A 24517-nucleotide genomic window follows, 5' to 3' on the forward strand; every position below is an offset into this window, starting at 1 on the left:
GGCTATTTCTTTCCTTTCGACTTCGCCGCTGTTTTATGAAGAGACTTTCTGTCGTCTGCGCTCACACCTGTCTTCTTGATTGGCGTTTTCTTGCGCTCTCGCCACGCCCGCACGGCAGCAGTGTGGGCACATTCCGGCGTGCAATATTTCTTAGCTCTCTGGCTTTCAACTCGGAAGAGTTCCCGGCACTCCGCCCTACCGCAGAGTCGAAACTCTGCCCCGCCCGCTTTCTCAAAGAACAGAACTGCGAAACAGATGTCATATCCATCCGCACTGCTCACGCGACCTTCGACAGCGCCATGTTCATAGTCATACTCCACTATCAATGCGCACTGGAGTTCAGGAAGGTGGTCGAAACTGTGAAACTGAAGGTTTGCGTCGAAGGGTGGTTGCACCTGATCCCAAGCCGACATTGGAGTTGTGGCGGTACGGCGTAAGATCCTTTGAAATCCAACAAAGTCTGAGAATCGAAGCTGCGGATCAGCCCAATACGTTCCAATCCACTTCCTAATCTTTGGATCCCCATATTTCTCCAAGAAGTTCAGTGCGTCCTCAGGAGAAGAAATTGCCATGAATGCCTTGAGATAGGCTGGCCCATCAATGAACTCCACTTCGAGTTCTTCATGGAGATTCATACGGTCGAACCTCTTCTTCGTTTCTTTTTCCTGTTCTTCACTGAATGGAATCGACTCGAAGCGCCAATCTTGTCCTTCCGGCAGCATCTTCCACTTATTGCGTTCATCAATTCCACGATAACCAAGCGCGTACTCGACTCGTAAGGGAACCGGCGGCAATCTGAATTCGCTAGTGACATGCTTTGTGACTTGTGACTGTCTCATGCAACATATACTGTCACATACAACAAGTTGAGTCCATACCATGAAAGCCTTAGAACCGCAGGTTCGAATCCTGCCGCTCCTACCATTTCTGAATACATGAAGAGCGCTGGCCAATTATCTTGGGCAGAGTTTCTGGTTGACATGCCTGGTCTTGACGGAAACAATCGCACAGCGGCATCAAGCCTAGTCCCCTCCATTCTTTCGAGGAGCGCGTCTTGACTGTAAAAGGAAATGAAGCATCGGCTAGTTCGCGCGACTACACGCTTCTGATCCTCGCGGCAGTCGTAAACTTCCTTTGCTTTCCGCCGATTACGTTGGGATCGCAGATTGTGAGGGACTATCGGGTTTACTACGCGGCTGGAAAATCCGCGGCGTCTCCCTCGCTGATCTACAACCACAGTGCCCAGCTTTCGCTGCAGCGAGCCCTCTTCGGAGACGACCGCTTTCTTCCATTTCTCCACGCACCACACGAACTCGCCATCTTCGGACCGCTCTCGATGTTGTCGTTGCCTGCGAGTATTGCAATGTGGCGGGCTCTCAGCTTTTTGCTCGTGATAGCGACCGCATTCCTCCTTGCGCGCAGCACGCAGAGCGACCTCCTGCCGAATCTGATCGTAATGCTCGCGATGTCTCCTGTTGCGTTCACGATCTTTCACGGCCAGGATTCCCTGCTGCTGGTTGCCGTGCTGGCATGGTCGTTGTATCTGGAAAACCAACAGAAACCATTAGCAGCGGGAGCAGTTCTTGCGCTTGCCTGTTTTCGTCCGCAACTCCCCGTGCTGGTGGCACTCGCTATGCTCATCAATGGGCGGAGGCGATTCTTCGCATCGTTCGTCGGCACAGCACTCTCCATCGCTGGCGCGAGTTACCTATACCTCGGAGCCTCGGGGTTGCGCGACTACCTGAGCCTTTTGAAGTTTACCGAAACTCACGCCCCAGTCACGGACATGACGAATCTGCGAAGCGTGGTGTTTCTGAGTGGACATAGTGCCCCGGCGATAGTCACTGCGTTATCACTGACGGCTGTCATTGCGTTTGTCCCGGTGTGGTACAGAGAACAGAGTGCGAACGCAGTCATGGGCAGCGCGATCTGCCTGGCGACTATCATCAGCCCACACTGGTTCAGCTACGAACTCTGTGTACTGGCAATTCCCATCGCGATTGCTTACAGATCGTTGCGCGCGTGGGACTGGCTGGCGCTCAGCCCACTGTTCTTAGCACTCCCATTCATGTATCTGCTGCTGTCCGGCTACATCCCCTTGCTTACGTTGTCGTGTGTTTACCTTGCAGCGCTGTTCTACATAGGCAGGTCATCAGATAAGAGTGCACTGAACTTAGAAGTCACTCAGATTCCGGCCGCGCTCAAGAGTTAAGCCGTCTGAGCCGCACTCACGCTATCGAAGAACTGGAAGAATTTCTCGACTCCTGTAACCTTCAGTGCTTCCCGGATCCGATCGATTACTCCTACCAGCGCCAGTGTGCGCCCGCTGTTCTGGCGTGAAACGTAGGCGCCCACGAGAGCTCCAATGCCCGCCGAATCGACATATGGCACATTCGTAAAATCAAGAATCAGCGACTGCGATGTATCTTCGCGAACTGTGGACTGAAAGGCGAACACATTGTTCAGCACCAGAGGTCCGTTCAAGCTCAGAATACGGCGTCCGGCACCGTCGGCGGGTGTGTCTTCGATGTGAAGGGGATCGTTCCTCATCGCCGGATAGTACAACTGAAATGATTCAGTAATGTTACAACCCCGTGAAAATATCGCGGGTTCGGCATCGCACCGCTCGCATGATTGCCACGTGAGTAGCTGTCGCAATCGGATACACTATTCTGCTGATTCGTATGCATGCAAGGGAGCGGCAGATGGACGAGGCATTAGCAACGAAAGTGATTGCCGAAATCGCAGCCGTCAAACGCATTCCGGTTGAGAAGGTCACAATCGACAGCACGTTTGAGGATCTCGCAATGGACAGCCTGGACGCCATGAACCTGCTCTTCGCCCTGGAGGAGCACTATGGAGTCTCAATCCCCGACCAGGCTGCTTACTCGATCAAGGACGTTCGCGGAGCGGTCGCCGAAGTGGAGAAGATTCTGGCCGAAAAAGCCGACGCACAGGACTGACCCGAACTGGTAAGCCATCGATGACCATCAACCCACGACGCGTCGTTGTCACTGGAACAGGCATTCTTTGCGCGCTTGGCCGCAACTCCGCCGAGAGCTGGAGCGCGATGTGCGAAGGGCGCTCAGGAATCGCGCAAATTCAATCGGTGGACATGCAGGGACTCCGCTTTCAGAACGGCGCAGAGGTCCACGATTTCCGTCCAGAAGATCACTTCGAAGCTGCACGTTGCGACCTCATCGACCGCTTCGCGCAGTTCGCAGTCGTCGCCGCACGCGAAGCAGTACGGCAGGCAGGGTTTGATCTATCCCGCCCCGCGCCTTTCGGCGACATCAGCGCTCAAACTGCGGTCGTCACCGGAACTTCCATGGGCGGCCAGACCAGCCTGGACCGCGGCTTCGAAGCCATCTACAAGGAAGGTCGCCCCCGCCCGCATCCCTTCACGATTCCTCTCACGATGTACAACGCCGGCGCGAGTCACATATCGATGGAACTCGGAACGACCGGACCTGCATACGCCATCTCTACCGCGTGCGCCTCTGCCACGCACGCCATCGGGCAGGCGTTCTGGATGGTGCGTTCCGGTGCGGCGAAAGCAGCAATCTGTGGTGGCAGCGAAGCTCCGTTCAGCCCAGGTATATTGCGCGCCTGGGAAGCGATGCGGGTGGTAAGCCCCGATGTGTGCCGACCTTTTTCGCGAGACCGCCGAGGACTCACGCTCGGCGAAGGCGCCGCGATGCTCGTGCTCGAACCCCTAGAATCGGCTCTCGTGCGGGGTGCGCAAATTTTGGGCGAAATCGTAGGATTCGGAATGTCCTCCGATGCAGGACACATCACGCAGCCCAATGTCGCGGGGCCGTCGAGCGCCATGGCGGCCGCCCTCAACGATGCTGCTCTCGCGCCCGAAGCCATCGGCTATATCAATGCACACGGCACCGGCACCACAGCCAACGACGTGACGGAGGTGCAGGCCATCCGTAAGATTTTCAGTGCTCACTCGGACTCGCTCGCCATCAGTTCGACAAAATCCATGCATGGCCATGCCCTCGGCGCAGCAGGAGCTCTCGAGGCCTTCGCCACGCTGATGGCATTGCGTGAAGGAGTGCTTCCGCCTACCGTCAACTTCAACGAACCCGATCCAGACTGCAACCTCGACGTCATTGCGAACATCGCACGCCACAGCCCGGTCGAGTACGCGCTCTCAAACTCTTTCGCATTCGGAGGATTGAACGCAGTGCTGGCCTTTCGACGTTGGCAATGAGGAGGATTCTTGAAGCGCGTTCCGCAACGCGAAGTTTTGGACGGCGACAATGAAAAGCCCGCAGACGTTCTCGAATCGCTAGAGGACCTGCGCATGGTCAACCGCTGGTTCGGTGGCATCGCGACTGCCACTCACCTTCTTCGCCGAGCCATGAAAACCTTCCACCTCCGCTCGGCTTCCGTCCTAGACGTTGCATCGGCAGATGGATATGTGATCACCCGCGCAGGAGAGCGCCTTCGTAGCGAAGGATTACAGATCGCTCCAGTGTGCCTCGATCGTCGCGGCCTGAATCGCGATGCGCATTGCTGCGAGCAGGCCGTTGTAGGAGACGCACTCGATCTGCGCTACCCTCCTGACAGCTTTGATTTCGTCAACTGCGGATTGTTCGTCCACCATCTCTCGCCCGGCGAAGTCATCCGATTCGTCAACGGTGCGTTGGCGGTTGCGCGCCACGCCCTGCTCATCAATGATCTGCGGCGCAGCCCCGTTCATCTCGCGCTGGTGTACGTAGGAACGCCCTTATTTCGCAGCTACATTTCCCGCTTCGACTCAGTGGCCTCAGTGAGGCAGGCATACACGCCGCAGGAGCTGCGCGAGCTACTGCTCAAGACCGATGCTTCACACTTCGAGATTGGCACCCGCTACCTGTACCGGATGACTTCCATCATCTACAAGTAGATAGGCAGCATGCGTAGCAACTAGGGCATTTCCGCCTCAGTTTTCCTCAAGCCCCCCATTTAGAATTGACTCACATGTCTGAACTGAAAACTCTTTCAACGGAAATCCTTCAGCACGTCTCGCAGAGACTCGAAGTCCCGCTGCGCAGCCTGGTCTCAGTAATCGAGTTGCTCGACGGCGGCGGCACCGTTCCCTTCATTGCCCGGTATCGCAAAGAGGCGACGGGCAACCTCGACGAGGTGAAGGTTCGCGAAATCGAAGAACAGCTCGTTTATTTCCGCGATCTCGTCGCGCGGCGAGAAACCATCCTCAAGTCCATCGAAGAGCAAGGCAAGCTTACGGATGAACTGAAATCGCGAATCGAAAACGCATTTGACAAGAGCGAGCTTGAAGATCTCTATCTCCCCTACAAGCCCAAGCGCCGCACCAAGGCCACCATCGCGCGCGAAAAGGGCCTGGAGCTGCTGGCCAACTACCTATGGGCGCAGCAGCCGGCAGAGCTCCCGCTCAACGAGTTTGCCGCCACATTTGTAAGCGAAGAGAAGGGTGTCGCCAGTATCGACGAGGCGCTCGAAGGCGCACGCCATATCATTGCCGAACTGATCAGCGAAGATGCCGACCTGCGTAAAGCGCTGCGCCAGCTCATGCTGGACGAAGGTATCGTGAGCAGCCGCAAGGCGACCGACGCCATCGATGAGCAGGAAAAGTTCAAGATGTATTACGACTACCGCGAGCCGGCCAAGACCATCCCGTCGCATCGCATGCTGGCCATCCGCCGCGGTGAAGCGGAGAACGTCCTGTTCTTCCTGCTCGAACTCGAGGCACCTCGCGCCATCGCCGTAATCTCGTCGCACGTCCTGCGCACGACTGGCGATTGGACTCCGCAGCTCACGCTTGCAATCGAAGACGCGTGGAACCGCCTTCTCAACTCGTCTATCCAGGGTGAGATCCGCCTCGAACTCAAGAAGCGCTCGGATGCGGATGCCATCGCCGTGTTCCGTGACAACCTCCACAACTTGCTGCTCTCGCCTCCAGCGGGCCCCATCTCGGTGCTTGGCATCGATCCCGGCCTGCGCACCGGATGCAAGCTTGCCATCGTCGATGAAACAGGAAAGTTTCTTGCTCACGATGTGATGTATCCGTTCACATCTAAGAATGGATTGCAGGAATCAGGCAAGGTGCTCGAGCAACTGATGGCCAAGCACAACGTGCGCGCCATCGCCATTGGCAACGGAACCGCCGGACGCGAAACCGACCAGTTCGTTCGCGAATTTTTACGCGAACGCAAGCTCGACAATATCTTCGCCGTCACCGTCAGCGAGAGCGGCGCCAGCGTGTACTCCGCTTCCGACATCGCGCGCCAGGAGTTCCCCGACCTCGACCTCACCGTGCGTGGAGCCATCAGCATCGCCCGCCGTCTGCAAGATCCGCTCTCCGAACTCGTGAAGGTCGATCCCAAGTCCATCGGCGTCGGCCAGTATCAGCACGATGTCGATCAGCGCAATCTTCAGCAATCGCTCGAAGCTGTCATCGAGAGCTGCGTAAATCGTGTCGGTGTCGATCTCAACACGTCTTCGTGGACTCTGCTGCGCTATGTCGCCGGAGTCACCGAACGCACTGCGGTCAACATCGTGAAGTACCGCGACGAAAACGGACGCTTCCACTCCCGCGCGCAGTTGATGAAAGTCCCCGGCGTCGGCCCGAAAACATTCGAGCAGGCTGCTGGATTCCTGCGCATCCGCGACGGCGAGAATCCGCTCGACATGACCGCCGTTCACCCCGAATCCTACCCAGTCGTCGAGCAGATTGCCGCGTCTCTGCAAACCCCGCTGCCCGAACTGATCCGCCGTCCCGAGTTGCTCGAGAAGGTCAACCGCGATCAACTCACGGTTGGTACATTCACACTGAACGATATCCTCGAAGAGCTGAAAAAGCCCGGGCGCGATCCTCGCGACAAGTTCGTCGCGCCCAGCTTTGCCGAAGGCGTCCGCGAGATCTCAGACGTGCAGACAGGTATGGTGCTCGAAGGCGTCGTCACAAACGTTACCAAGTTCGGAGCCTTTGTCGATATCGGCGTGCATCAGGATGGCTTGGTCCACATCAGTGAGCTTTCCAATCGCTACATCAAGGACCCAAGCGAGGCCGTGAAGGTGGGACAGATTGTGAAGGTGAAGGTGTTGAGCGCGGATGCAAAGACAAAGCGGATTGCACTTTCTATCAAGGCGCTGCTGGAACCTGCTCCCCGCGCGCAGAAGCCTCAGCAGCCCAAGCCGCAGCAGAAACCGCAACTTTCCATGGATCAGAAGCTGTCCATGCTCTCCTCAAAATGGAAGGTGCGATAACCACCGAAGCATGAAGAAGGGAGTCCACGATGGACTCCCTTCTTACTTTCTGCCAATCTGCAGCCGTGTCAGTGCAGCGTAATCCAGATGCGGGCGAGGCTGAATAGGGCGATGGAAACGCCAAACAGGAAAAAGACGTTCTGGGCTGTCCGTTTCGACAGCGGCTCAGGCATGGGCACGCCGCGCGCACGAAAAACAGCCACCAGCGCCAAGTCCTGCTCGCGGATGAAGTCCGCCAATCGCACGTGAAACAGAGCAATAGTCAGACCGACAAGGACGCGAGTGAATTCCATCAGCATGTCCAAAAATATATTTCGCGCCGGGCGCGTGCACCATCCGGCAAATTCCTTAGTCACCGACCATCTCATGCCGGTTCGCCTGACGTGCTAATATTTTTACTCCAATAGGCTTACGCCAAAAGATGCCAACTGATCTCGAAAAGCTCGTAGAACTGCAGAAAGTCGACCTCGAAATTACGCGCCTCAACGCGCAGCTCGCCACCGTTCCTAAGACGCTTGCGCGGATCGAGGCTCAATTGGCCACCGCCCGCAAACGCGTGGAAGACGCACGAGCCGCCATCAAGGCCGGAGAGGCCAGCAAGCGCAAGTTCGAGCAGGAAATTCAGTCTCGCAACGAGCAGATTATCAAGTTCCGAGGCCAGTCCTCCAGCGTCAAGAACAACGAGCAGTACAAGGCCCTGCTCTCCGAGATCGCCCACGCCGAGGGCGAAATTTCGAGCTTCGAAGAAAAGATTATCGAAGTCATGCTCAAGGCCGACTCGTTACAGGGCGAACTGAATCTCGCCGAAGCAGCGCTGAAATCCGAGAGCACCGAGATCGAGCGCCAGAAGGCAGAGGCCGAGAAAGCTTCCGAATCTGACCGGGCTTTACTCGAAAGCGCGAAAGTCAAGAGCGAGTCCCTGCGACGGGACGTCGATGATTCCTTGCTCGCGAGCTACGACCGCATTCTCAAGACTCGCGGCTTTGCCGTGGCCGAGGTTGTCGATCATCGCTGCACCGCCTGCCAGTTCATGCTGCGCCCACAGGTAGTCTCCAACGTCCGTGCCGCGCAGGAAGTAATCACCTGCGATTCCTGCGGACGCATGCTCTACTACCTCCCCGAGCACAACGTGAAGACCGCTGCTGCCAACGTTTCCGGCATCGCACACCAGGCTGAGCGCGAGTGGATGTTCGTTCCTTCGATGGGCACGCAGGGCGCATTTGTGGTGTTTGTCAATCACAAGGGCAATGCCAGCATGAAGGCCTACGATGCGACCACCGGGAAAGTTATCTCCCGTCGTGTTGAGAAGAACGCAAACTTTCAAAGCATTTTTGCCCATGAGATCAGCGATGCTCGCAATCTCTTCGTTGACGAGCCGAATCTCGACGAGAAGTACAAGGAACAGTTGCCGCCCGAGGTCCTCGACGATCTTCGCCACCAGCTCCCAGCGTCGTAGGGCCTCGACAGTCCGGCCCTGAACACTTCGTATGAAACCTCGAAAGAATCTATCCACCGCCCCGGCTGCGCGCGTCATTGTCAATGCTCATGCCCTCGCGCGTCTGCGCTCGGGACATCCCTGGATTTTTAAGTCAGACATCGAACGCGTTGAACAAGCCGCGCCCGGTGCGCTCGTGCGCGTCGAAGACCAGCGCGGCAAGCCCTACGGCTCTGCGCTCTACAGTTCGCGTTCGCAAATTGCGCTTCGCATGGTGGCCCCCAATCCGGTCGAGCCCGAGAAGTACACGGATATGCTGCGCTACCGCATACGTCAGGCGATTGCCTATCGTGCGCGCGTCGTCCGCGATTCAGATGCCTTCCGCGTTCTCTTCAGCGAAGCCGACATCACTCCGGGCCTCATCGTCGATAAATACAACGACGTGATCAGCTTTCAGGTGCAGACGCAGGCCATGGATGCGCCTTTTGCACGCGAAATCCTGATCGAAGAACTCAAGGCCGCCTACAATCCAGCGACCATCCTCGAACGCGTCGATCCCCACATTCGCGAACTCGAGGGCCTCGCTCCACGCGAGGATCAGACTGCCTATTCGCGACTCAAGAAGCCCAAGACCGCTACTCAGATTCACATGAACGGCCTGACTTTTCACTACGACGGCAGCGCCGGGCAAAAGACCGGAGCCTTTCTCGACCAGCGCCAGAACTATGCTGCGGCTGAGCGTTATGCGAGCGGAAACGCGCTTGAAATCTGCACTTACCAGGGCGGATTCTCGCTTCATCTGAACCGCGTTTGCGAGCACGTAACGGCCGTCGATATCTCCTCTGAAGCACTCGCGGTGGCCGAGCAGAATCGCCAGCTCAACAGTGAGAAGCCCATCGAATTTGTTGAGGCCGACGCCTTCGAACTGATGCGCCAGTATGCCGACGCCGAGCGCCGCTACGAAACCATCGTGCTCGATCCGCCAGCCTTCGCCAAATCAAAGAAGAATGCCGAAGACGCACTACGCGGCTACAAGGAACTGAATCTTCGCGCGCTCAAGATGGTGCGCAACGGTGGACTGCTCGTCACATGCTCGTGCTCCTTCCACGTCAGCGAGCAGGACTTTCTCGCCATGCTGTCCTCCGCCGCGCTTGATGCGCGCCGCAATCTTCACATCACCGAAAAGCGCATGCAGTCAGTCGATCACCCCGTGCTGCTCAATGTCCCCGAAACGCACTATCTCAAATGCATCGTCTGTTCCGTGTTTTAAACTTCGCAAAGTGAAAGGCCGCCTTGTGGGCGGCCTCCGCCTCTCGATGCCTGCTTTCAGCATGGAGGCGTAACCTCGATCTCAGTGGAAGTGTTCTGGCTTACCCGATGTGGCCGTGACGCCGCCGCGCCCCTTGTGCATCTGCTGCATCTTGTTCATCTGGTCGGGTGTCAGGATGGTCGCCAACTGTGCCTTCGTCGTCTGGCGAATCTGTGCCAGTTGCGTCATCTTCTGATCATTCGTAAGCGACTTGTTTTCCAGCACGGCCTTTCGCTGCTGATGTGCCGTTTCGAACAACTGCTTCATCTTGCTTTGCTGATCGGTGGTCAATCCCAGCTCTTCTGCAAAGCGGCCTTTTGCCGCCGCACGACGGCTCTCAAATGCGGTCTGCTGTTCCGGCGTCAAAACAGACTTCATCTGTTCGCGTGTGCTGGCGCGCAGATCCTTGAGCTTCGCCTGTTTCTGTTCTTCAGTCAGCGACTGGTCATGGCGAATCACCGCAGCCTGATCGCGCGCGGCCATACGCATGTCCATCAACTTTTGTTTTTGCTCCTGGCTCAGCTGAGGCTTCGCAGCCGCAGGAGCGCTCTGGACTGACGTTTCCGGGGGCGGCGTTGTCGCCTGTTGCGCGAACATTGCGGCGCCGGTCAAGGTCATTCCTAATAGCAGTACCGATTTCTTCATCCAATCACTTTGCATTTCTCGTCCTCTCCACTCTGGGGGCTGGGAATTCGCTTTCTAGAACTTCCTGCCCGTATCAGACGAAACCCCCATGCGCGAGACTAGTTTCGTTAAGTTGTGTTTCGAGACTACAGGCGGGATTTTGGGTTTCCCCTAGACTGAGAGCGTCCACTGTGCTGCAATTAGAGAAGTCCCCTATGCGAAGTGAAGTTTTAGACATCTCTGAAGGCCTGTCGCCGGTCCCTTGTGGCGATTTCAAGGTTGCCGCGCTGCGTCCCAGCGAGACTGTTGCGTTTTCGCTCGTGATACCGACATTTAACGAGCGCCACAATCTTGCCGAGATTATCTCGTTGCTCAAACCCGCCATTGCCTCACAGGTCGGCGAGTCCTACGAAATCATCGTCGTCGATGACAACAGCCCGGACGGAACCTGGCAGGTAGCAGCGGAACTTGCGTCAAAAGATCCGCACATCATCGCTCTGCGACGCTCCGAAGAACGCGGTCTCGCCACGGCCGTCGTGCGTGGTTGGCAAGCTTCGCGCGGCAGGCTTCTCGGTGTCATCGATGCTGACCTCCAGCATCCGCCTGAAGTCACGGCCAACCTCATTGCGGCCATGAATGACGGTGCCGATCTTGCCGTCGCCAGCCGCGATGCAGAAGGCGGCGGCACCAGCGACTGGAGCGTGCTGCGACTCATGATTTCCCGCGGTTCGCGTGCCCTTGGAAGAATCTTGCTGCCCGGCGTGCTCAGTTCGGTTTCCGACCCGATGACCGGATTCTTCGTTGTCCGCCGCACAGCCGTGCAGGACGTCGCAATGTCACCCTGCGGCTACAAGATCCTGGTGGAAGTGTTGGTGCGTGCCCGTCCGAAGAATGTGGTCGAGGTTGGCTATGTTTTCCGCTCAAGGCAGCGCGATGAAAGCAAAGCCTCCATCATGGTCTTTTTCGAATACCTGCAGCACTTGTTCCGTCTGCGTGCTTCGGCTCGCGCTGTTCGCGGATAGGCACGCATGCAGTAGGCAACTGTTTACTGCGGGTCCGATGCTTCCTGCTGTTTACCGGAAGTGCTGCTCTTCTCGCGAGAATGTGCACTTGCCGCCGAAGCATCGCTCTTGGGAGCCGCATCTTTGCTCACCGCAGGCGGATCTTTCTTCACCGGCATCTGCAGCGTGTGCACGACGGAAGGATCGTCCCTCAGCTTTACATACAGCGTCTTCCCCTTCGGGCGCGGGACTTCCACCTTCTCATCGATCGCGTTTTCGCTCACTTCCGTCGCATGTTGAAACTCTTTGTCAGATGCCACGGACTCAAGCAGAAACAGGTTCGTACCGCTCAGCGAACAGGGCTCATCCTGCGCCGCCGGGCAACGCAGTTCACTCAGTTCCGGCAAGCGCACCAGCGTAATCAGCGGCTGCCAATCGCCCTTCGCTCCGTCGCCTGAAACCGGACGAAATCTCAGCGCTCCAAATGTGGACGCACCGAAGTTCTTCGGAATCTCCAGCGTCGCCATCACCGTGTGCGCATTCTGCCGCATCAATCCGCCATTCTCCAGGCTCAACTCGGTGTGGTAGAAGCCATCGGCGCTCGTCACTTCCACTTTTTCCGACTTGTCGAAGTTTCCAGGCTGCTCGGATTTCAAACGGAAGTGCAGCTTGGCATCCACCGGCAGATCATTCTCGCTATCCAGCTTGATCGGTGAAGCTGCGGGCTCAATCGACTTGCTCACCAGCGACAGCTTTGGACGCGCCGCCATCACGTTTCCGCGCACGTCGAGCACACGCCCATCCTTCAGCGAAACATGCGTAGGAAGCGCCTGCCGCTCTTTCAGAGAAAGCTTCTCCGGCTTTTCGACCTGCATCGGCAACTCGTCTTGCACGGCAGCACCTGCCGTGGTCCAGCGCGCACCGCCCGCATCGAGCGAGACTACCTGCTCGAGACACGTTCCCTTGAGCGCTCCCTGCGTGTCGCCGGCGTAAATCGAAAACTGTTCCAAACGGCAGGCTTCCTCATACACCCGCAGAGTCACGTCCGTTGGCTGCGCCACTCCGTACTGCTTTACCTGTAGCGCGCTCTCTCCCGCCCCAACGCGGGAGAGTGGCAATTGCACCTCGAGGTCTTTGCCTGTCGCTTTCCACTCAGCCTTTTTCGTATCGCCTTTGGCACCGCGGAAATCAATGCTTTCTACGCAAACGCTGTTTTCCGAATGCACGTGCAACGCCTTGTCGTGCCCGGCAATCACCGAGGTCTTCTCCTCGTCCGGGATCACCCACATCGCCGACGAGTCCGAGCGCTGCAGATTGTACGAAGGTCCCTCAAACGGCTCGAATCCCCACTTTCCATGCACCTTGCCCCGGAACGAATATGGCAGCCAGCTCAGGTCTGGAATCGGCGCTGTCGGAACGAAGCCTCCAAGCAGCGCATTCGCCACCACCGGAATCTCCACCGACTTCCCTTCCGCGTTCTCAAGATGCAGTGTCAGGTGATGCGCCAGATCCGACGAAAACACCAGAGGCGCACCCTCGGCTCCCATCACCAGCTTGGGATTCTGCACGCAATACGTCGCTTCCACGGGAACAGCCTGCAATAGCGGCCTCACCGCCGGTTGCACCACCGGGAGCCCAATCACGATCACCGACTGCGGCTTGTGAAACGACGGCGGATAATTCAAGCGCAAATGCAGCTCATCGCCTTGCGGCAGCGCCAGCGCCGAGATGTACTGATACTTCGCCGTGTGCAGGTTTTCCATCAACCGCGCAAGATCGACCACCACTCCCACATACGGACTGTACGTGCCGCCGCCAGCCACTCTCGTCGTGCTGATCGCGCCCAGCAGGTCCCCGCCCGCGCCCTGCGTCAGCGTCGAAACCATCGATTGCCCATGCCCGTCATCGAGCACGAGCTGGTCGCTGTTCTGCATCAGGCACGAGGACTGCTGCAGCAACGGTTTCGCAAAGCACTGCTCGTCCACCTTGATACTCAGGCTGCGCGCCAGGGTCAGCGCGCGGTCATGCAGCAGCTTGGAATCAAAATCGTTCGACTCGCGAATCGCAGCCAGATATTTGTCCAACCGCGCACGGTTCAGGCTTGCGAGTTGCAGGTCCTGTGCCGCCCGCACAAACGCTCCGGGCTTGCCCTGCACCGCCGAACGCAGCGTGCTGAAATCGCCACCCGTCTGCGGCGCCAGGAAGATCAGCGCCTGCTGCGCGTCCTTGGGAACGGTGACCACCGTTCCCTCCTGCCGCACGTTCTTGCTCCAGGTTTCGATCCGCGTGAACCAGTCGTCAGGAGGAGGATTCGTGGCACCCCGCAGGAAAGCCACCACCATCAGGTATCGTGCCCGCTGGTCATCCGGCAGCATGGGATGAATCCACAGCCTGTCTCCGGCCAGCAGGTTCGGAACCTCAGCAATCGGCAGCGTCTTGCCGTCGCGTGTCACCGTAACTTCCACGCGCGGCCCGATCAGGTCGAATGCGCCCGCATCCGCGCAGGCCACGCCCGGCAGCAGAACCAGCGCCATCCAAATCAGCCAATGCCTCAGACCCGACAACCTGTGCTTTGCCTCCATGTTTCTATGATATTCCGAGCTGTGGCTTCGCACTTGCTCCCACGACAAATTCATACAGAAATGAAAATACGTTAGTGCCAAGCACTTAGGGGTGCGCGGGCCGGCACTTCACAATCAAGCCTCAGTGCCAGCGCTATTCCCCTGCCGAAGCTGACACTTCGCTCAATTCCAGCAAATCACGTTCCCGCAACACACGCGCGCCGCACGACACCAAAAAATTCGCCAGCTCGTCAAATGGTGCAGAAGGCCGAGTTGCATCACGTACATCTCCGCGCGGCACAAAGAGGATCATTCCCTGCCTGGCGCGCGTCAGAAGCACTCTATATGTGTTCACGATGTATTCTCTGGATTGTTTCTGTCCAACTCTCTGCCATGCCGTCCCGCGGAAGCGTTTTAGCTCCCATGCCATATTTCGACGGACAAAGTCACCGCCCCAGCATACGCAAGCCCAATCTATTTCCAGACCCTGTATTTGAAATTCATTCGCGGCAAGCTCTAGCTGAAATGATGAGCGAACATCTCCCTTTTTGGACAAAAACCAGTGCTCGACTCCATCGGCTCGAGCGGGAGGAAGTTCTAGCCCCTCGGCACGGAGTCGCCTCGCTTCAGAGGAGGCGATACAACCGTAGCGCTCTGTCCCGGTAGCAGTAATTCTGAGCCAGGATTTAGCGTCATCTAATTTGCGCGTGAGATAAATTGGATAATCTGGATTTTCTCCCAGAATTCGACGACAGTCCTCTACATTGCCTTTTAAGAGTGACTCTGCCCAGAGCGCTATGGTCTTGCCGCGGAATTGCCGCGTTGGGTTATCAAGATGAAGACCGTCATAGACCTCCACGTGTAGGTCATCTGGCGGCGCTCCGCAGTGGAACAGCTTCGCACCAGCTCCGTACTCGCCGTCTAAGGCTTGCTGCGAGACGGCTATACGCCAATGCCTGAAACGGGTTTGGAGAGCTCTTCCCCATTCACCAATCCCCGCTTCACCTCGATTAATCTCTTGACCGCCTCCAACTAACGCAATCAAAACAGCCCAGTCGTGGCGATCCAGTATCGACATCATGAGTTCCGGCTCCGAATAGCCCCGAAAGGTATCCCCCTCGTCCAGATACTTTTCAGTAGTGACCGCATCCCATGCTCTTTGGGCTTCGTCGAAAACGACAATCTTTTCGTGTGGGGGCACACTGTTGCGGGTGTGCGTCTTCTTGTACGCGAGCACCGTGTCTATAGTGGTCTTGGGATCACGCGAACTTACCCGAATTCCCTGCTTCTTACGCCGAGCTGCATCCTGTGATAGAGCTGCCCGAAGCACTCTCACAAGCGGGAGATTGCCCGTAAGAAACACGGCATCACTTTTGACAAAACTCCGTAATTCTCGATCGTGAACGAGCTTCAATCCAGCTAACGTTTTCCCTGCGCCCGGGACTCCAGTCACGAAACAAACTGTCTTTTCTTTGTTTCTCATCGACTGGACGGCTATTTGCTCTATAGCTTCGATCGTGTGAGTGAGATTGATTGGGTCACAATCCGCTTTTGCAATATCTTCGACTTGCATTTCTGCAAACATCCCGATTGCCGCTTCGACAATAGTGGGGACAGGGCGATATTCTCCGCCATCCCAGTTTGAGACTAGTATCTGCGCCCCAGTAGAGTGCTTTGTAGCGATTGACCTGATTACGTCAACTAGAGTCTCAACATCAGTGAATCGCGTTGGTTGAAGTTGCCGAAATACGCTTGTCTTCCTCTCGGGAATACAACTGCACTCAACGCCGACCACTACTGGATACATAACCCGATTGTGACTGGGCTCATGAAAGTGCAACAGATCGAGACAATAATCCTCGATTTGATCCGCAGCACTTGAGTTAACAGCCTGTGTCTTGAATTCGAGGCCAATCACGGCATCTCGAATCAGAAGCACAGCGTCCACTCGTCCCAACTTTCGAGGTATGACAAATTCCAGCGCAATTCCCCAGTTTTGAGGATTGAAGCTAAGTAACTCCCGATTAGATAATGTGCTTCTCAGCACATTTATCTCCTCTCGCCAGGACGTGATCAGAGCTGTCTTCAGGTCCTTATAGCGGTCTAGCTCATAAGCCTTGGTCAGCAGGGATACGAGATCATCGGGGGAGGTGCTTATGAAATTGCGCACAGAATCTGCGTAATATGCGGGCATTCATTCAGCATCACACGATGCGACGAAGCGGTCCAGAATTATCAATGGGCCTCTGAGCACATCAAATCGCAATAATTGGCAGCCACCCGACTGCTGTGCGATACTAATCCTGCTCAGGGCACACATGTTTACTGCCAACCGTGCTCTGGCACCACCTCAGCAGCGCAGCTTTGTAGTCGCAAGCACCCAGCCTGTGACATTTGCGTGCCGAGCCGGGATGGCGGAACTGGCAGACGCAGCAGACTCAAAATCTGCCGACCTTCGGGTCGTGGGGGTTCGATTCCCCCTCCCGGCACCAACCTCACCCAATCTCGTTTCACTGCTCAGCATCCCGGATCAGAACTCATCTCGAGTTTTGCTCAAATTAGAGGCAACAGTACCTCTTCCGTACGCATTAAGGTTCGCAGCATACCCATATGCGCCCGCCCTTCGCAGGAGGAGACAAAATGAAGAGAACTCATCTGCTGTTGACCGCCGTGCTATGCCTCGCCGTGTCCGGAGCCTATGCACAACAGAGCACGCGAATACTGCCGGGAGGCACCGAAATCAAGGTTCGTACCGACAGCGTCGTTCCTGCCAGTCCAAGGGCGGGCGCCAGCTATGCCGCAACCGTGAGCAACGATGTCATGAACAAATCCGGCAGCGTTGCCATTCCCCGCAACTCGCGCGCCCAGCTCGTCGCAACCCCGACCAGTGATGGAAAGGACACCGTGCTCGACCTTCGTTCCGTCACCATCCAGGGCCGCCGATACACAATTACAACCGCTGGTGCTTCCAATACCTCCAGCGGAGCTGGATTCGGAGCCAACCAGAAAACCGCCAAGTACGTTGGAGGCGGAGCAGCCGTAGGAGCCGTACTGGGGGCCCTGTTCGGAGGCGGTAAAGGTGCCGGCATCGGCGCACTCGTCGGCGGCGCCGGAGGTGCTGGCGCACAGGCCTACCGTGGACGCAAGAAGGACATTCCTGCGGAAACCGAACTGACCTTCAAGACCGCACAGGATCTGCAACTGCGCGCAGCCAGCGCGAAATCCGGCACTGGTTTAAAGACCAGACCCGCACAGTAACCAGCACTCTCGACGGATGCTGGCCTCGACCGGCATCCGTCACCCCTCGTACCTTGCCGCGACCTACCCGGCCTTTCGCCGAAGCCTTTCCTCGTGTTCCAACCTTTTGAAAGCGCTTGTATCGATATCTCTGACCCGGCATCTCATCTCCAGAATGCCGCCTTACATCTTCAAAGCAGAGCAAACTGTTGCACGCCCCCTGGATGAGGTTTTTGAGTTCTTTTCCAAGGCAGAAAACTTGCAGCAGATCACGCCTCCCTGGCTCCACTTCCGCATACTTACTATCGATCCAGCGCCCGTGCGGCTGGGTACGCTGATTCGCTATTCCCTTCGCTGGCGCATCTTCCCCATCCATTGGACGACTCGCATTGTCGCCTGGGAACCACCGCATCGCTTCGTCGATCTTCAGCTACGCGGGCCCTATCGCCTCTGGCGCCACGAGCATCGATTCATTCCCGTGTCCGGCGGAACCCTTATCACCGATGAGGTGCACTACGCACTGCCCATGGGAATCCTCGGTCAGGTTGCGCACACGCTGAAAGTACGCCGCGACGTCCGCGACATCTTCGCCTATCGTCGGCAGGCAGTGATGCATATATTCAACGCCTCCCAAGCACCTCAAACCTGCTCATGAGCACTGAATGATCAGCCCCGGCTCGCCATCAGTCCGCGCGCTCCAGCAGCTACGTTGACCAGCGCTCTGTTTGCGATGCTATACTCTGCCGCTTGTTGTCCGGTCCAAATTTCCATGCACCGCAAGGAGATGACATGGCATTGAATCTCAGATTAGATCGACGACGTTGGATCAAACTGGGAGCGCTCTCGGCAGCCTCGGCTTCGCTCAAGCCCTCCTTTCTTCTGGCTCAATCGGATCAGTCGTGCGAGCCCTCGATTCCGCAGAACCATGCGCCCTCTAATGGCGGAACCTGCCCCTATCCAATTCCATGGCTCGACAAGAACGGCAGTCACAATCAACCCGCAATGCCCAACGTGGAGTTGTCGAGCATCTACCACTTCAAAGGCAAACTTGGGCGATGCGCCGGATTCCACGGCATGGGAACCGATAACACAGGTAATCGTCTCGCCTGGGGCACTCCTACCACCGACTACAGCTACATGGCAGGAGAGTATTGGGCAGCGCGCCAGTCGCGTCCAGGAATCTTCGCACACACCTGACTTACGCTCTTCCAGGGACCGGCGGTTCCTGCGAATCAAGTACACGATTTCCATTCACCAATTTCATCCGAAGGCCTCTATTGGGTCACGCCAGTTCCTCCCACAGGATTGCTATTCAGCGAAGACCAGAAGACGGCCACTCTTCAGATGAGCAATCTGCCAATCATCGATCAGCCACGCTGGCCCGCGATGGATGCCGAATCTACCCCAGCGTTTCTCGACTTCAAACTCGTATTCAAGTCCACAAGCGAACCTGTTCACTACGAAGACGCTTCGCGCCAATACCGCTTTGCAGGCTTCAAAGCAATCGCGCAACTCGAGGCTACTGTTCGCGTCCCCTCGATTAACTTCACCTTCAAGACCGATCCGTTGGATACATCGAAATGCGACTTCGCAGTAATGGGCGAAGAATCCAACGGGAAATACTATGAGCAGACTAAGTCCTGACCGGCTTACTGGACCGTGGTGCTCTAAGAATGGTCAGATCAAAAAAGACCCACTCCGAAGAGTGGGTTCATAAACGCATTCCTTAAGGGCACGCCTGCGAAAGTAAGTGTGCCTATTGCGCAGCGATGATCGTCTCTTGTGGGACTATCCCCGGGAATACGTAAGCTTGCAACACAATCATGACGATGATGATCCCGAGCAGCATAACCGAATATTTCCAGACCTTGCGGAAGATATCAGTTTCGCGGCCAATCAAGCCTGTAGCAGCGCAAGCCACGGCCAGCGATTGCGGAGAGATCAACTTACCCATGACTCCTCCCGCAAGGTTGGCTGAGGTGGTCAGTACAGGGTTGATGCCAATCTGCATAGCTGTAACCTGCTGAAGCTTTCCAAACAGAGCGGCTGAGGACGTAACCGATCCGGTTAGGAACACTCCCAGCCAGCCAATCACTGGTGAGAACACAGGGAACGACTTGCCTGTGTAATGAGCAAAGGCCAGCCCCAGCGTATAGGACATGCCAGAGTAATTGGCTACGTAGGCGATACCGATTACCGACGCCAGCGTGATGAGCGCGAATCTTAATTGCTTGCAGGTCTTTGCAAATACCTTCACTCCGGTAGCTGGACTGATTCTAAGAACCACCATCGAGATCAGCGAAGAGATAAACATGGCTGTGCCCGCTGCTGTCGCGTATTCCCATCGGTAACTCGCCGCGTATTTCGCGGGCTTCGCAACAATGGGAGCGGTTCTGTAAACAATGCCGTCCAGGAACGGCCAGCTTGGAATACTCACGGCCCAGTGACGAACATTCAGGACCCAGTTCTTGAATGCGGGAATTCCCCACGTACCCATAACAACCATAAGAATGATGAACGGCAACCATGCCCTGATGATCTGGCCAGTGGTGTACTTCCTTGCCGTCTCGGTTACAACATCAGGATCGTCCGGGAAGCGCCATGTCGTACTCGGTTTCCAGAACTTCAGAAACACCACGAGAGACACGATGGAGACAAATGCAGAGAGAATTGCGGGCAGCTCTACACCCACATGATGACAAACCAGAAAGCAGGTCAGTGCGTAGCTTCCGCCCGCGACCAACGCGGCTGGCAATACATTCATTGCGTTCTTCCAGCCAGCCAGCACCACCATCATGAAGATCGGAATGATAAGCGCCATCACCACCATGTCCGAGCCGACGGCCTTGGTGAGCACGTGGTCGTTGATCTTCGTCACCGTGGCCATCATGATTGTCGGCATGCCGACTGGCCCAAATGGAACCGGCGGAGTATTGCCAACCAGGCAGATTAGCGCAGCAGGAAGGGGCGAGAAACCGAGTCCTATCAGCATCGCAGCACAAACAGCGACCGGAGCACCTTGCCCAGAAGTGCCTTCCATGAAAGCCGAGAATGAAAATGCGATAAGGAGGGCTTGTAATCTGCGATCGGTTGAAAGTGAGGAGATAGAGCTCTTGATAACTTCGAACTGTCCGGACTCTACAGTGAGGTTGTAAAAGAAGACTGCCGTTAAGATGATCCAGCCGATTGGGAATAACCCGTTTACCATTCCAAGCGCCGCTGCCGAGAGAGCGACGTGTACAGGCATCTTGTAAGTGATGATGGTAATCAGGAGGGTTAGGAGTAACGTTAGGATCCCGGCAACATGCCCTTTCATCCTCTTTACAGCAAGTGCCCAGAAGAGAAAGAAAATTGGGATCGACACCACCAGGGCTGTAAGGCCCAGGCTATTTCGAATACTTGCATAGTTATGGAACCATTGCGTAGGCACAGGTCACCTTCCGATATTTACAATTCTTCAGCGCACAGTTGTCCGATACTTCCTTCCCTGAATTTACTTCCCGTAGTACAGATGTTGGGTTGCCGCTTCTAGACCTTTGCGTGTTCACGCTTAGAAGCTGCGGTCAGCCATTGCAACCCGTCTTCTGTCTTAGTCGCCGGTTTGTACTCGCATCCAATCCAGCCGTTATACCCTATGCGGTCGAGGTGTGCGAACAGAAATGCATAGTTAATCTCGCCCGTTCCCGGCTCATGCCTGCCAGGATTGTCGGCTATCTGGATGTGCCCGATCTGCGCCAAATTCTTTTCGATCGTGTCAGCCAAATCGCCCTCCATCACTTGCGAGTGATACACGTCATATTGAACTAACACGTTGTCAGAACCGGAGTCCTTGATGATCTCTAGCGCCTGGGCAGTGCGATTCAGGAAGAAGGTCGGCATGTCGCGCGTATTGCATGGCTCGATTAAAAGACGGATGCCCCTCTTCTTCAGTTCAGCTCCGGCGAAAGCAACGTTCTTCACTGCAGTGTCATGCAACTGTTTTGTGCTAACACCCTCGGGAGCAAATCCCATCAGACAATTCACCTGCTTGCATCCAAGCGCAGTGGCATACTCGATCGCCTTCCCCACACCGTCCTGAAACTCGCCAACTCTGTCCGGAAGGCAGCCAATGCCGCGCTCGCCTTTTTCCCAATTGCCTGCCGGCAGATTGTGCAGAACCTGAACCAGCTTGTTCTTCTGCAGTTGTTCTATAAGTTGTTCCTTGGGATAGGCGTACGGAAATAGATATTCGACCCCGGCAAAACCGGCCTTTGCGGCTGCCCCAAAACGATCGAGGAAGTCGACCTCGCCAAACAGCATTGAAAGATTCGCGTCAAATCTAGGCATACCCACTCTCCACCAATTTTCATCAGTACGGGATGAAGCCAATCTCGACTTCATCCCGCTCGTTCCAGCGGAAGCTAAGGAGGAAGCATCCGCAACTATGCAGGCTGCGTCTTATACGAACTCGCGTACTGCGTTAATAGCGCCGCCCATCGAGCAATCTGCGTCACGCGACACGATCACATCGATAAGATAAGGAACCTTCGACTTCATGGCGCGATCGAATGCAGCCGAGAGGTCGCCGGGCTCAAAGACTCTCTCGCCCTTGCCGCCAAATCCTTCGATCAGCTTCACGTTGTCGGGATAGATATGGTTCTCGTCACCATCTTTGCCATACCAGAGACTGACTCCGTACTCATACCCATATGCGTACTTCTGGTTCTGGCGAATAAGTCCAAGATAACCATTGTTCACCACGACAACGATGATCGGGAGATCGTGCTGCCCGGCCATTGCCAACTCTTCCACCATGAAGAGCAGTCCCGCATCTCCAACCACCACGACGCATGGGTCGTCCGGACAAGCGACCTTGGCGCCAATCGCCGCTGGGAGTTCGTAGCCAAGAGTGCCCGCTCCACCCGAAGGAATGTAGCGGCGCGGAAGTTCAATATCCTGCAACTGACCTGACCAGATCTGAGTAATTCCGCATCCGGCGGTGAAGATCGTGTTGGGTGGGAAGAACTTGTTCAACTCGAGGAAAACGCGATGCGGACGGATCGGTACCTCGTCCGATCCCATCGGGCGATGAAGTTCAGAACGAGTCTGCGGCAGGTTCTTGACTCGCTCGGAAGCCGTCGGCTTGTACCCACGTCTCTTCGCCTCCTCCATGAGCGCGACCAGTGCTGCTTTCGCGTCGGAGACGATCCCCACATCGACAGAAATTACATTTCCTATCTGGTGCGGCTCGATGTCGATGTGGATGAACTTGCGCTGTCCCTTATACACATCAAGCTTGCCAGTGTGGCGGTCGGTAAATCGGCAGCCCACACCAATTACCAGATCAGACTCAAGGAAGGTCTTGTTACCGATCGGCTGCCCAACCTGAATGCCCGCATGTCCGGCATTCAGAGGATGCTCATAGGGCAGTCCACCCTTGCCCATGTATGTCATGATCACCGGGATCTGCAGATATTCTGCAAGCTCACGGAATTCATTGGTCGCGTCCGACAGAACCACGCCACCACCCAGAATCATAATGGGAGCCTTGGCCTGAGTGATCAGATCCATGGCTTCGCTGATCGCCTTCGGCTCCGGCGTCGGGCGTGTCCAGGGCAATGCGCTGTCCTTCTCCGGATCGTAGTCGATCTCCGCTATCTGAATGTCCAGAGGCAGATCGATCAGCACCGGGCCGGGGCGTCCGCTGCATGCCGTTCGGAAGGCTTCTCGCATGATCTTCGGCGTGTCCGCAGGATTCGTAATGCACCATGTCGCCTTTGCAACCGGCTTGGCAATCGTCGCGATGTCCACGCACTGAAACGCCTCTTTGCCAAAGGATGCTGTCGTGGCATTTCCAGTAATCGCGATCAGAGGAATGGAGTCGGCATGCGCCGTGTACAATCCGGTGACAAAGTTTGTGGCTGCCGGGCCCGAGGTGCATATCGCCATGGCGAGCTTTCCCGATACGCGGAAATAGCCATCGGCGGCATGCACAGCTCCCTCTTCATGGCGTGCGATGTAGTGCTTGATTTGCGAGTTCTGCAGGAATCCGTAAACAGGATTGATAGCGGCACCGGGAATTCCGAATGCAACCCGAATCCCCTCATCTTCGAGAATGCGAACGACAACTTCTGCAACTTTCATATGCAATCCTTTGCCAATAAGGCCAATGATTTCTGATTACGCTTTTGCCGCTTCCGTGCCGGGACGCTTCACCTCGATCTGCGCGAGCTTCTCGTAAAACCTGACGATCGCTCCGTGATCGAGTTCGCCCATACCGTCCACCTTGAGTGCCTGCAAAATCTCCATCACCGCAGCAGAGAGCGGCAGCGGAACTCCAACCTGGTGGCTGGTCTCCAGTACGTTTGCCAGGTCCTTGATGTGCAGGTTAATGCGGAATCCCGGGTTGAACTTCCGGTCCATCATCAGGGGCGCTTTTGCGTCCAGAACCGTGCTGCCAGCCAGCCCACCGCGGATCGCCTTGTACACCAGTTCAGGATCTACACCCGCCTTCGCCGCCATCACCAACGCTTCCGAGACACCCGCGATGTTCACGGCCACAATGATCTGGTTGGCAAGCTTCGTCACATTGCCCGCCCCGATATCGCCGGTAAGCACGGCCGAAGAACCCATTGCCTTGAAGATGGGAACCATCTCATCGAAGTCAGCCTGCTTTCCTCCGACCATAATCGACAGTGTGCCGTCGATTGCCTTTGGCTGGCCGCCGCTCACTGGAGCGTCAAGCATCCGAATGCCCTTGGCTGCAAGCGCTTCTGACACTTCGCGGCTCACGAGAGGAGCGATGGAGCTCATGTCCACAACCAGCGCGCCCTTCTGTGCGCCTTCAATTACGCCATCTTTGCCAAGAACCACTGCCTTCACCTGGGGAGAATTCGGCAGCATCGTGATGATGATGTTTGCTTTGCTCGCGACGTCCTTTGGCGAAGTGCCCGCTTCGGCCCCAGCATTCTTCAACTCTTCAACTGCGGCTTTGTTCAGATCGAACACGACGAGTTTGTGTCCAGCCTTGACCAGGTTCTTGCTCATGGGCAGGCCCATGATTCCTAGACCAATGAATCCGATTGTGCTCATTGCTACTGTTTTCTTTCTGCCTTACAGGCCGAATTGC

Annotated in this window: 22 protein-coding genes and 1 tRNA gene; 13 read left to right on the forward strand and 10 right to left on the reverse strand. The window is 56.3% G+C overall.

The window, feature by feature from the left end:
- Positions 1-2 precede the first annotated feature (2 nt).
- Entirely contained in the window at positions 3-722 is a 720-nt protein-coding gene (locus AC6IY8_RS11000; protein ID WP_497774505.1) for a hypothetical protein, read from the reverse strand.
- Between the two features lie 332 nt (positions 723-1054).
- Between AC6IY8_RS11000 and AC6IY8_RS11005 the strand changes: the two genes are divergently transcribed.
- Complete coding sequence (locus AC6IY8_RS11005) at positions 1055-2212, forward strand: glycosyltransferase family 87 protein (RefSeq protein ID WP_497774506.1); 1158 nt, start codon at positions 1055-1057, stop codon at positions 2210-2212.
- On the opposite strand, the gene AC6IY8_RS11010 is transcribed toward AC6IY8_RS11005, so the two are convergent.
- A complete protein-coding gene (locus AC6IY8_RS11010) occupies positions 2209-2550 on the reverse strand; it encodes an STAS domain-containing protein (protein ID WP_497774507.1) in 342 nt (113 codons plus the stop codon). The genes AC6IY8_RS11005 and AC6IY8_RS11010 overlap by 4 nt on opposite strands.
- 155 nt (positions 2551-2705) lie before the next feature.
- On the opposite strand from AC6IY8_RS11010, the gene AC6IY8_RS11015 reads away from it, so the two are divergent.
- The 4 genes from AC6IY8_RS11015 (at position 2706) to AC6IY8_RS11030 (ending at position 7242) form a co-directional block, all read left to right on the forward strand.
- Positions 2706-2963, forward strand: a complete 258-nt coding sequence (locus AC6IY8_RS11015) for an acyl carrier protein (protein WP_497774508.1) — start codon at positions 2706-2708, stop codon at positions 2961-2963.
- A gap of 20 nt (positions 2964-2983) precedes the next feature.
- Positions 2984-4222 (forward strand): beta-ketoacyl-[acyl-carrier-protein] synthase family protein, encoded by a 1239-nt coding sequence (locus AC6IY8_RS11020; RefSeq protein WP_497774509.1) that lies wholly within the window; start codon positions 2984-2986, stop codon positions 4220-4222.
- A gap of 9 nt (positions 4223-4231) precedes the next feature.
- Positions 4232-4900, forward strand: coding sequence for a methyltransferase domain-containing protein (locus AC6IY8_RS11025; protein WP_497774510.1), 669 nt, complete (start codon positions 4232-4234; stop codon positions 4898-4900).
- A 74-nt stretch (positions 4901-4974) separates the two neighbouring features.
- Entirely contained in the window at positions 4975-7242 is a 2268-nt protein-coding gene (locus tag AC6IY8_RS11030; RefSeq protein ID WP_497774511.1) for a Tex family protein, read from the forward strand.
- Positions 7243-7310: 68 nt separating this feature from the next.
- Here the strand turns inward: AC6IY8_RS11030 and AC6IY8_RS11035 are convergent, their stop codons facing one another.
- A complete protein-coding gene (locus AC6IY8_RS11035; RefSeq protein ID WP_497774512.1) occupies positions 7311-7598 on the reverse strand; it encodes a hypothetical protein in 288 nt (95 codons plus the stop codon).
- Positions 7599-7663: 65 nt separating this feature from the next.
- Between AC6IY8_RS11035 and AC6IY8_RS11040 the strand changes: the two genes are divergently transcribed.
- Both AC6IY8_RS11040 and AC6IY8_RS11045 read left to right on the forward strand, forming a co-directional pair.
- On the forward strand, positions 7664-8698 hold the full coding sequence (locus AC6IY8_RS11040) for a zinc ribbon domain-containing protein (RefSeq protein ID WP_497774513.1): 1035 nt from the start codon (positions 7664-7666) through the stop codon (positions 8696-8698).
- 31 nt (positions 8699-8729) lie between these two features.
- Positions 8730-9947 (forward strand): class I SAM-dependent rRNA methyltransferase, encoded by a 1218-nt coding sequence (locus AC6IY8_RS11045; RefSeq protein ID WP_497774514.1) that lies wholly within the window; start codon positions 8730-8732, stop codon positions 9945-9947.
- Between the two features lie 81 nt (positions 9948-10028).
- Here the strand turns inward: AC6IY8_RS11045 and AC6IY8_RS11050 are convergent, their stop codons facing one another.
- Positions 10029-10631, reverse strand: coding sequence for a hypothetical protein (locus AC6IY8_RS11050; protein WP_497774515.1), 603 nt, complete (start codon positions 10629-10631; stop codon positions 10029-10031).
- A 194-nt stretch (positions 10632-10825) separates the two neighbouring features.
- Between AC6IY8_RS11050 and AC6IY8_RS11055 the strand changes: the two genes are divergently transcribed.
- A complete protein-coding gene (locus AC6IY8_RS11055; protein ID WP_497774516.1) occupies positions 10826-11632 on the forward strand; it encodes a polyprenol monophosphomannose synthase in 807 nt (268 codons plus the stop codon).
- Positions 11633-11655: 23 nt separating this feature from the next.
- On the opposite strand, the gene AC6IY8_RS11060 is transcribed toward AC6IY8_RS11055, so the two are convergent.
- Positions 11656-14145 carry a hypothetical protein gene (locus AC6IY8_RS11060; RefSeq protein WP_497774517.1) on the reverse strand — a complete coding sequence of 830 codons (2490 nt, stop codon included), beginning with the start codon at positions 14143-14145 and terminating at the stop codon, positions 11656-11658.
- Positions 14146-14326: 181 nt separating this feature from the next.
- Positions 14327-16342, reverse strand: a complete 2016-nt coding sequence (locus AC6IY8_RS11065) for a DNA/RNA helicase domain-containing protein (protein WP_497774518.1) — start codon at positions 16340-16342, stop codon at positions 14327-14329.
- A 235-nt stretch (positions 16343-16577) separates the two neighbouring features.
- Between AC6IY8_RS11065 and AC6IY8_RS11070 the strand changes: the two genes are divergently transcribed.
- The 5 genes from AC6IY8_RS11070 to AC6IY8_RS11090 all read left to right on the forward strand — a co-directional run bounded on the left by AC6IY8_RS11070 (position 16578) and on the right by AC6IY8_RS11090 (position 19053).
- Positions 16578-16664: transfer RNA gene (locus AC6IY8_RS11070), tRNA-Leu, on the forward strand.
- A gap of 148 nt (positions 16665-16812) precedes the next feature.
- A complete protein-coding gene (locus AC6IY8_RS11075; protein ID WP_497774519.1) occupies positions 16813-17430 on the forward strand; it encodes a hypothetical protein in 618 nt (205 codons plus the stop codon).
- Positions 17431-17584: 154 nt separating this feature from the next.
- Positions 17585-18064 carry an SRPBCC family protein gene (locus AC6IY8_RS11080; protein ID WP_497774520.1) on the forward strand — a complete coding sequence of 160 codons (480 nt, stop codon included), beginning with the start codon at positions 17585-17587 and terminating at the stop codon, positions 18062-18064.
- 134 nt (positions 18065-18198) lie between these two features.
- Positions 18199-18606, forward strand: a complete 408-nt coding sequence (locus tag AC6IY8_RS11085; RefSeq protein WP_497774521.1) for a hypothetical protein — start codon at positions 18199-18201, stop codon at positions 18604-18606.
- Between the two features lie 147 nt (positions 18607-18753).
- The gene (locus AC6IY8_RS11090; RefSeq protein WP_497774522.1) at positions 18754-19053 is read left to right on the forward strand and encodes a hypothetical protein; all 300 of its coding nucleotides are present in this window, start codon (positions 18754-18756) and stop codon (positions 19051-19053) included.
- 112 nt (positions 19054-19165) lie between these two features.
- Here the strand turns inward: AC6IY8_RS11090 and AC6IY8_RS11095 are convergent, their stop codons facing one another.
- From AC6IY8_RS11095 to garR, 4 genes are all read right to left on the reverse strand, one after another.
- Positions 19166-20839: an L-lactate permease gene (locus AC6IY8_RS11095; RefSeq protein ID WP_497774523.1), complete on the reverse strand. Its 1674-nt coding sequence runs from the start codon at positions 20837-20839 to the stop codon at positions 19166-19168.
- A 98-nt stretch (positions 20840-20937) separates the two neighbouring features.
- Positions 20938-21735, reverse strand: a complete 798-nt coding sequence (hyi, locus tag AC6IY8_RS11100; RefSeq protein ID WP_497774524.1) for a hydroxypyruvate isomerase — start codon at positions 21733-21735, stop codon at positions 20938-20940.
- A 111-nt stretch (positions 21736-21846) separates the two neighbouring features.
- Positions 21847-23532, reverse strand: a complete 1686-nt coding sequence (locus tag AC6IY8_RS11105; RefSeq protein WP_497774525.1) for a thiamine pyrophosphate-dependent enzyme — start codon at positions 23530-23532, stop codon at positions 21847-21849.
- Positions 23533-23568: 36 nt separating this feature from the next.
- Positions 23569-24480: a 2-hydroxy-3-oxopropionate reductase gene (garR, locus tag AC6IY8_RS11110; RefSeq protein WP_497774526.1), complete on the reverse strand. Its 912-nt coding sequence runs from the start codon at positions 24478-24480 to the stop codon at positions 23569-23571.
- Positions 24481-24517 lie beyond the last annotated feature (37 nt).

Source organism: Koromonas soli, from assembly GCF_059726265.1.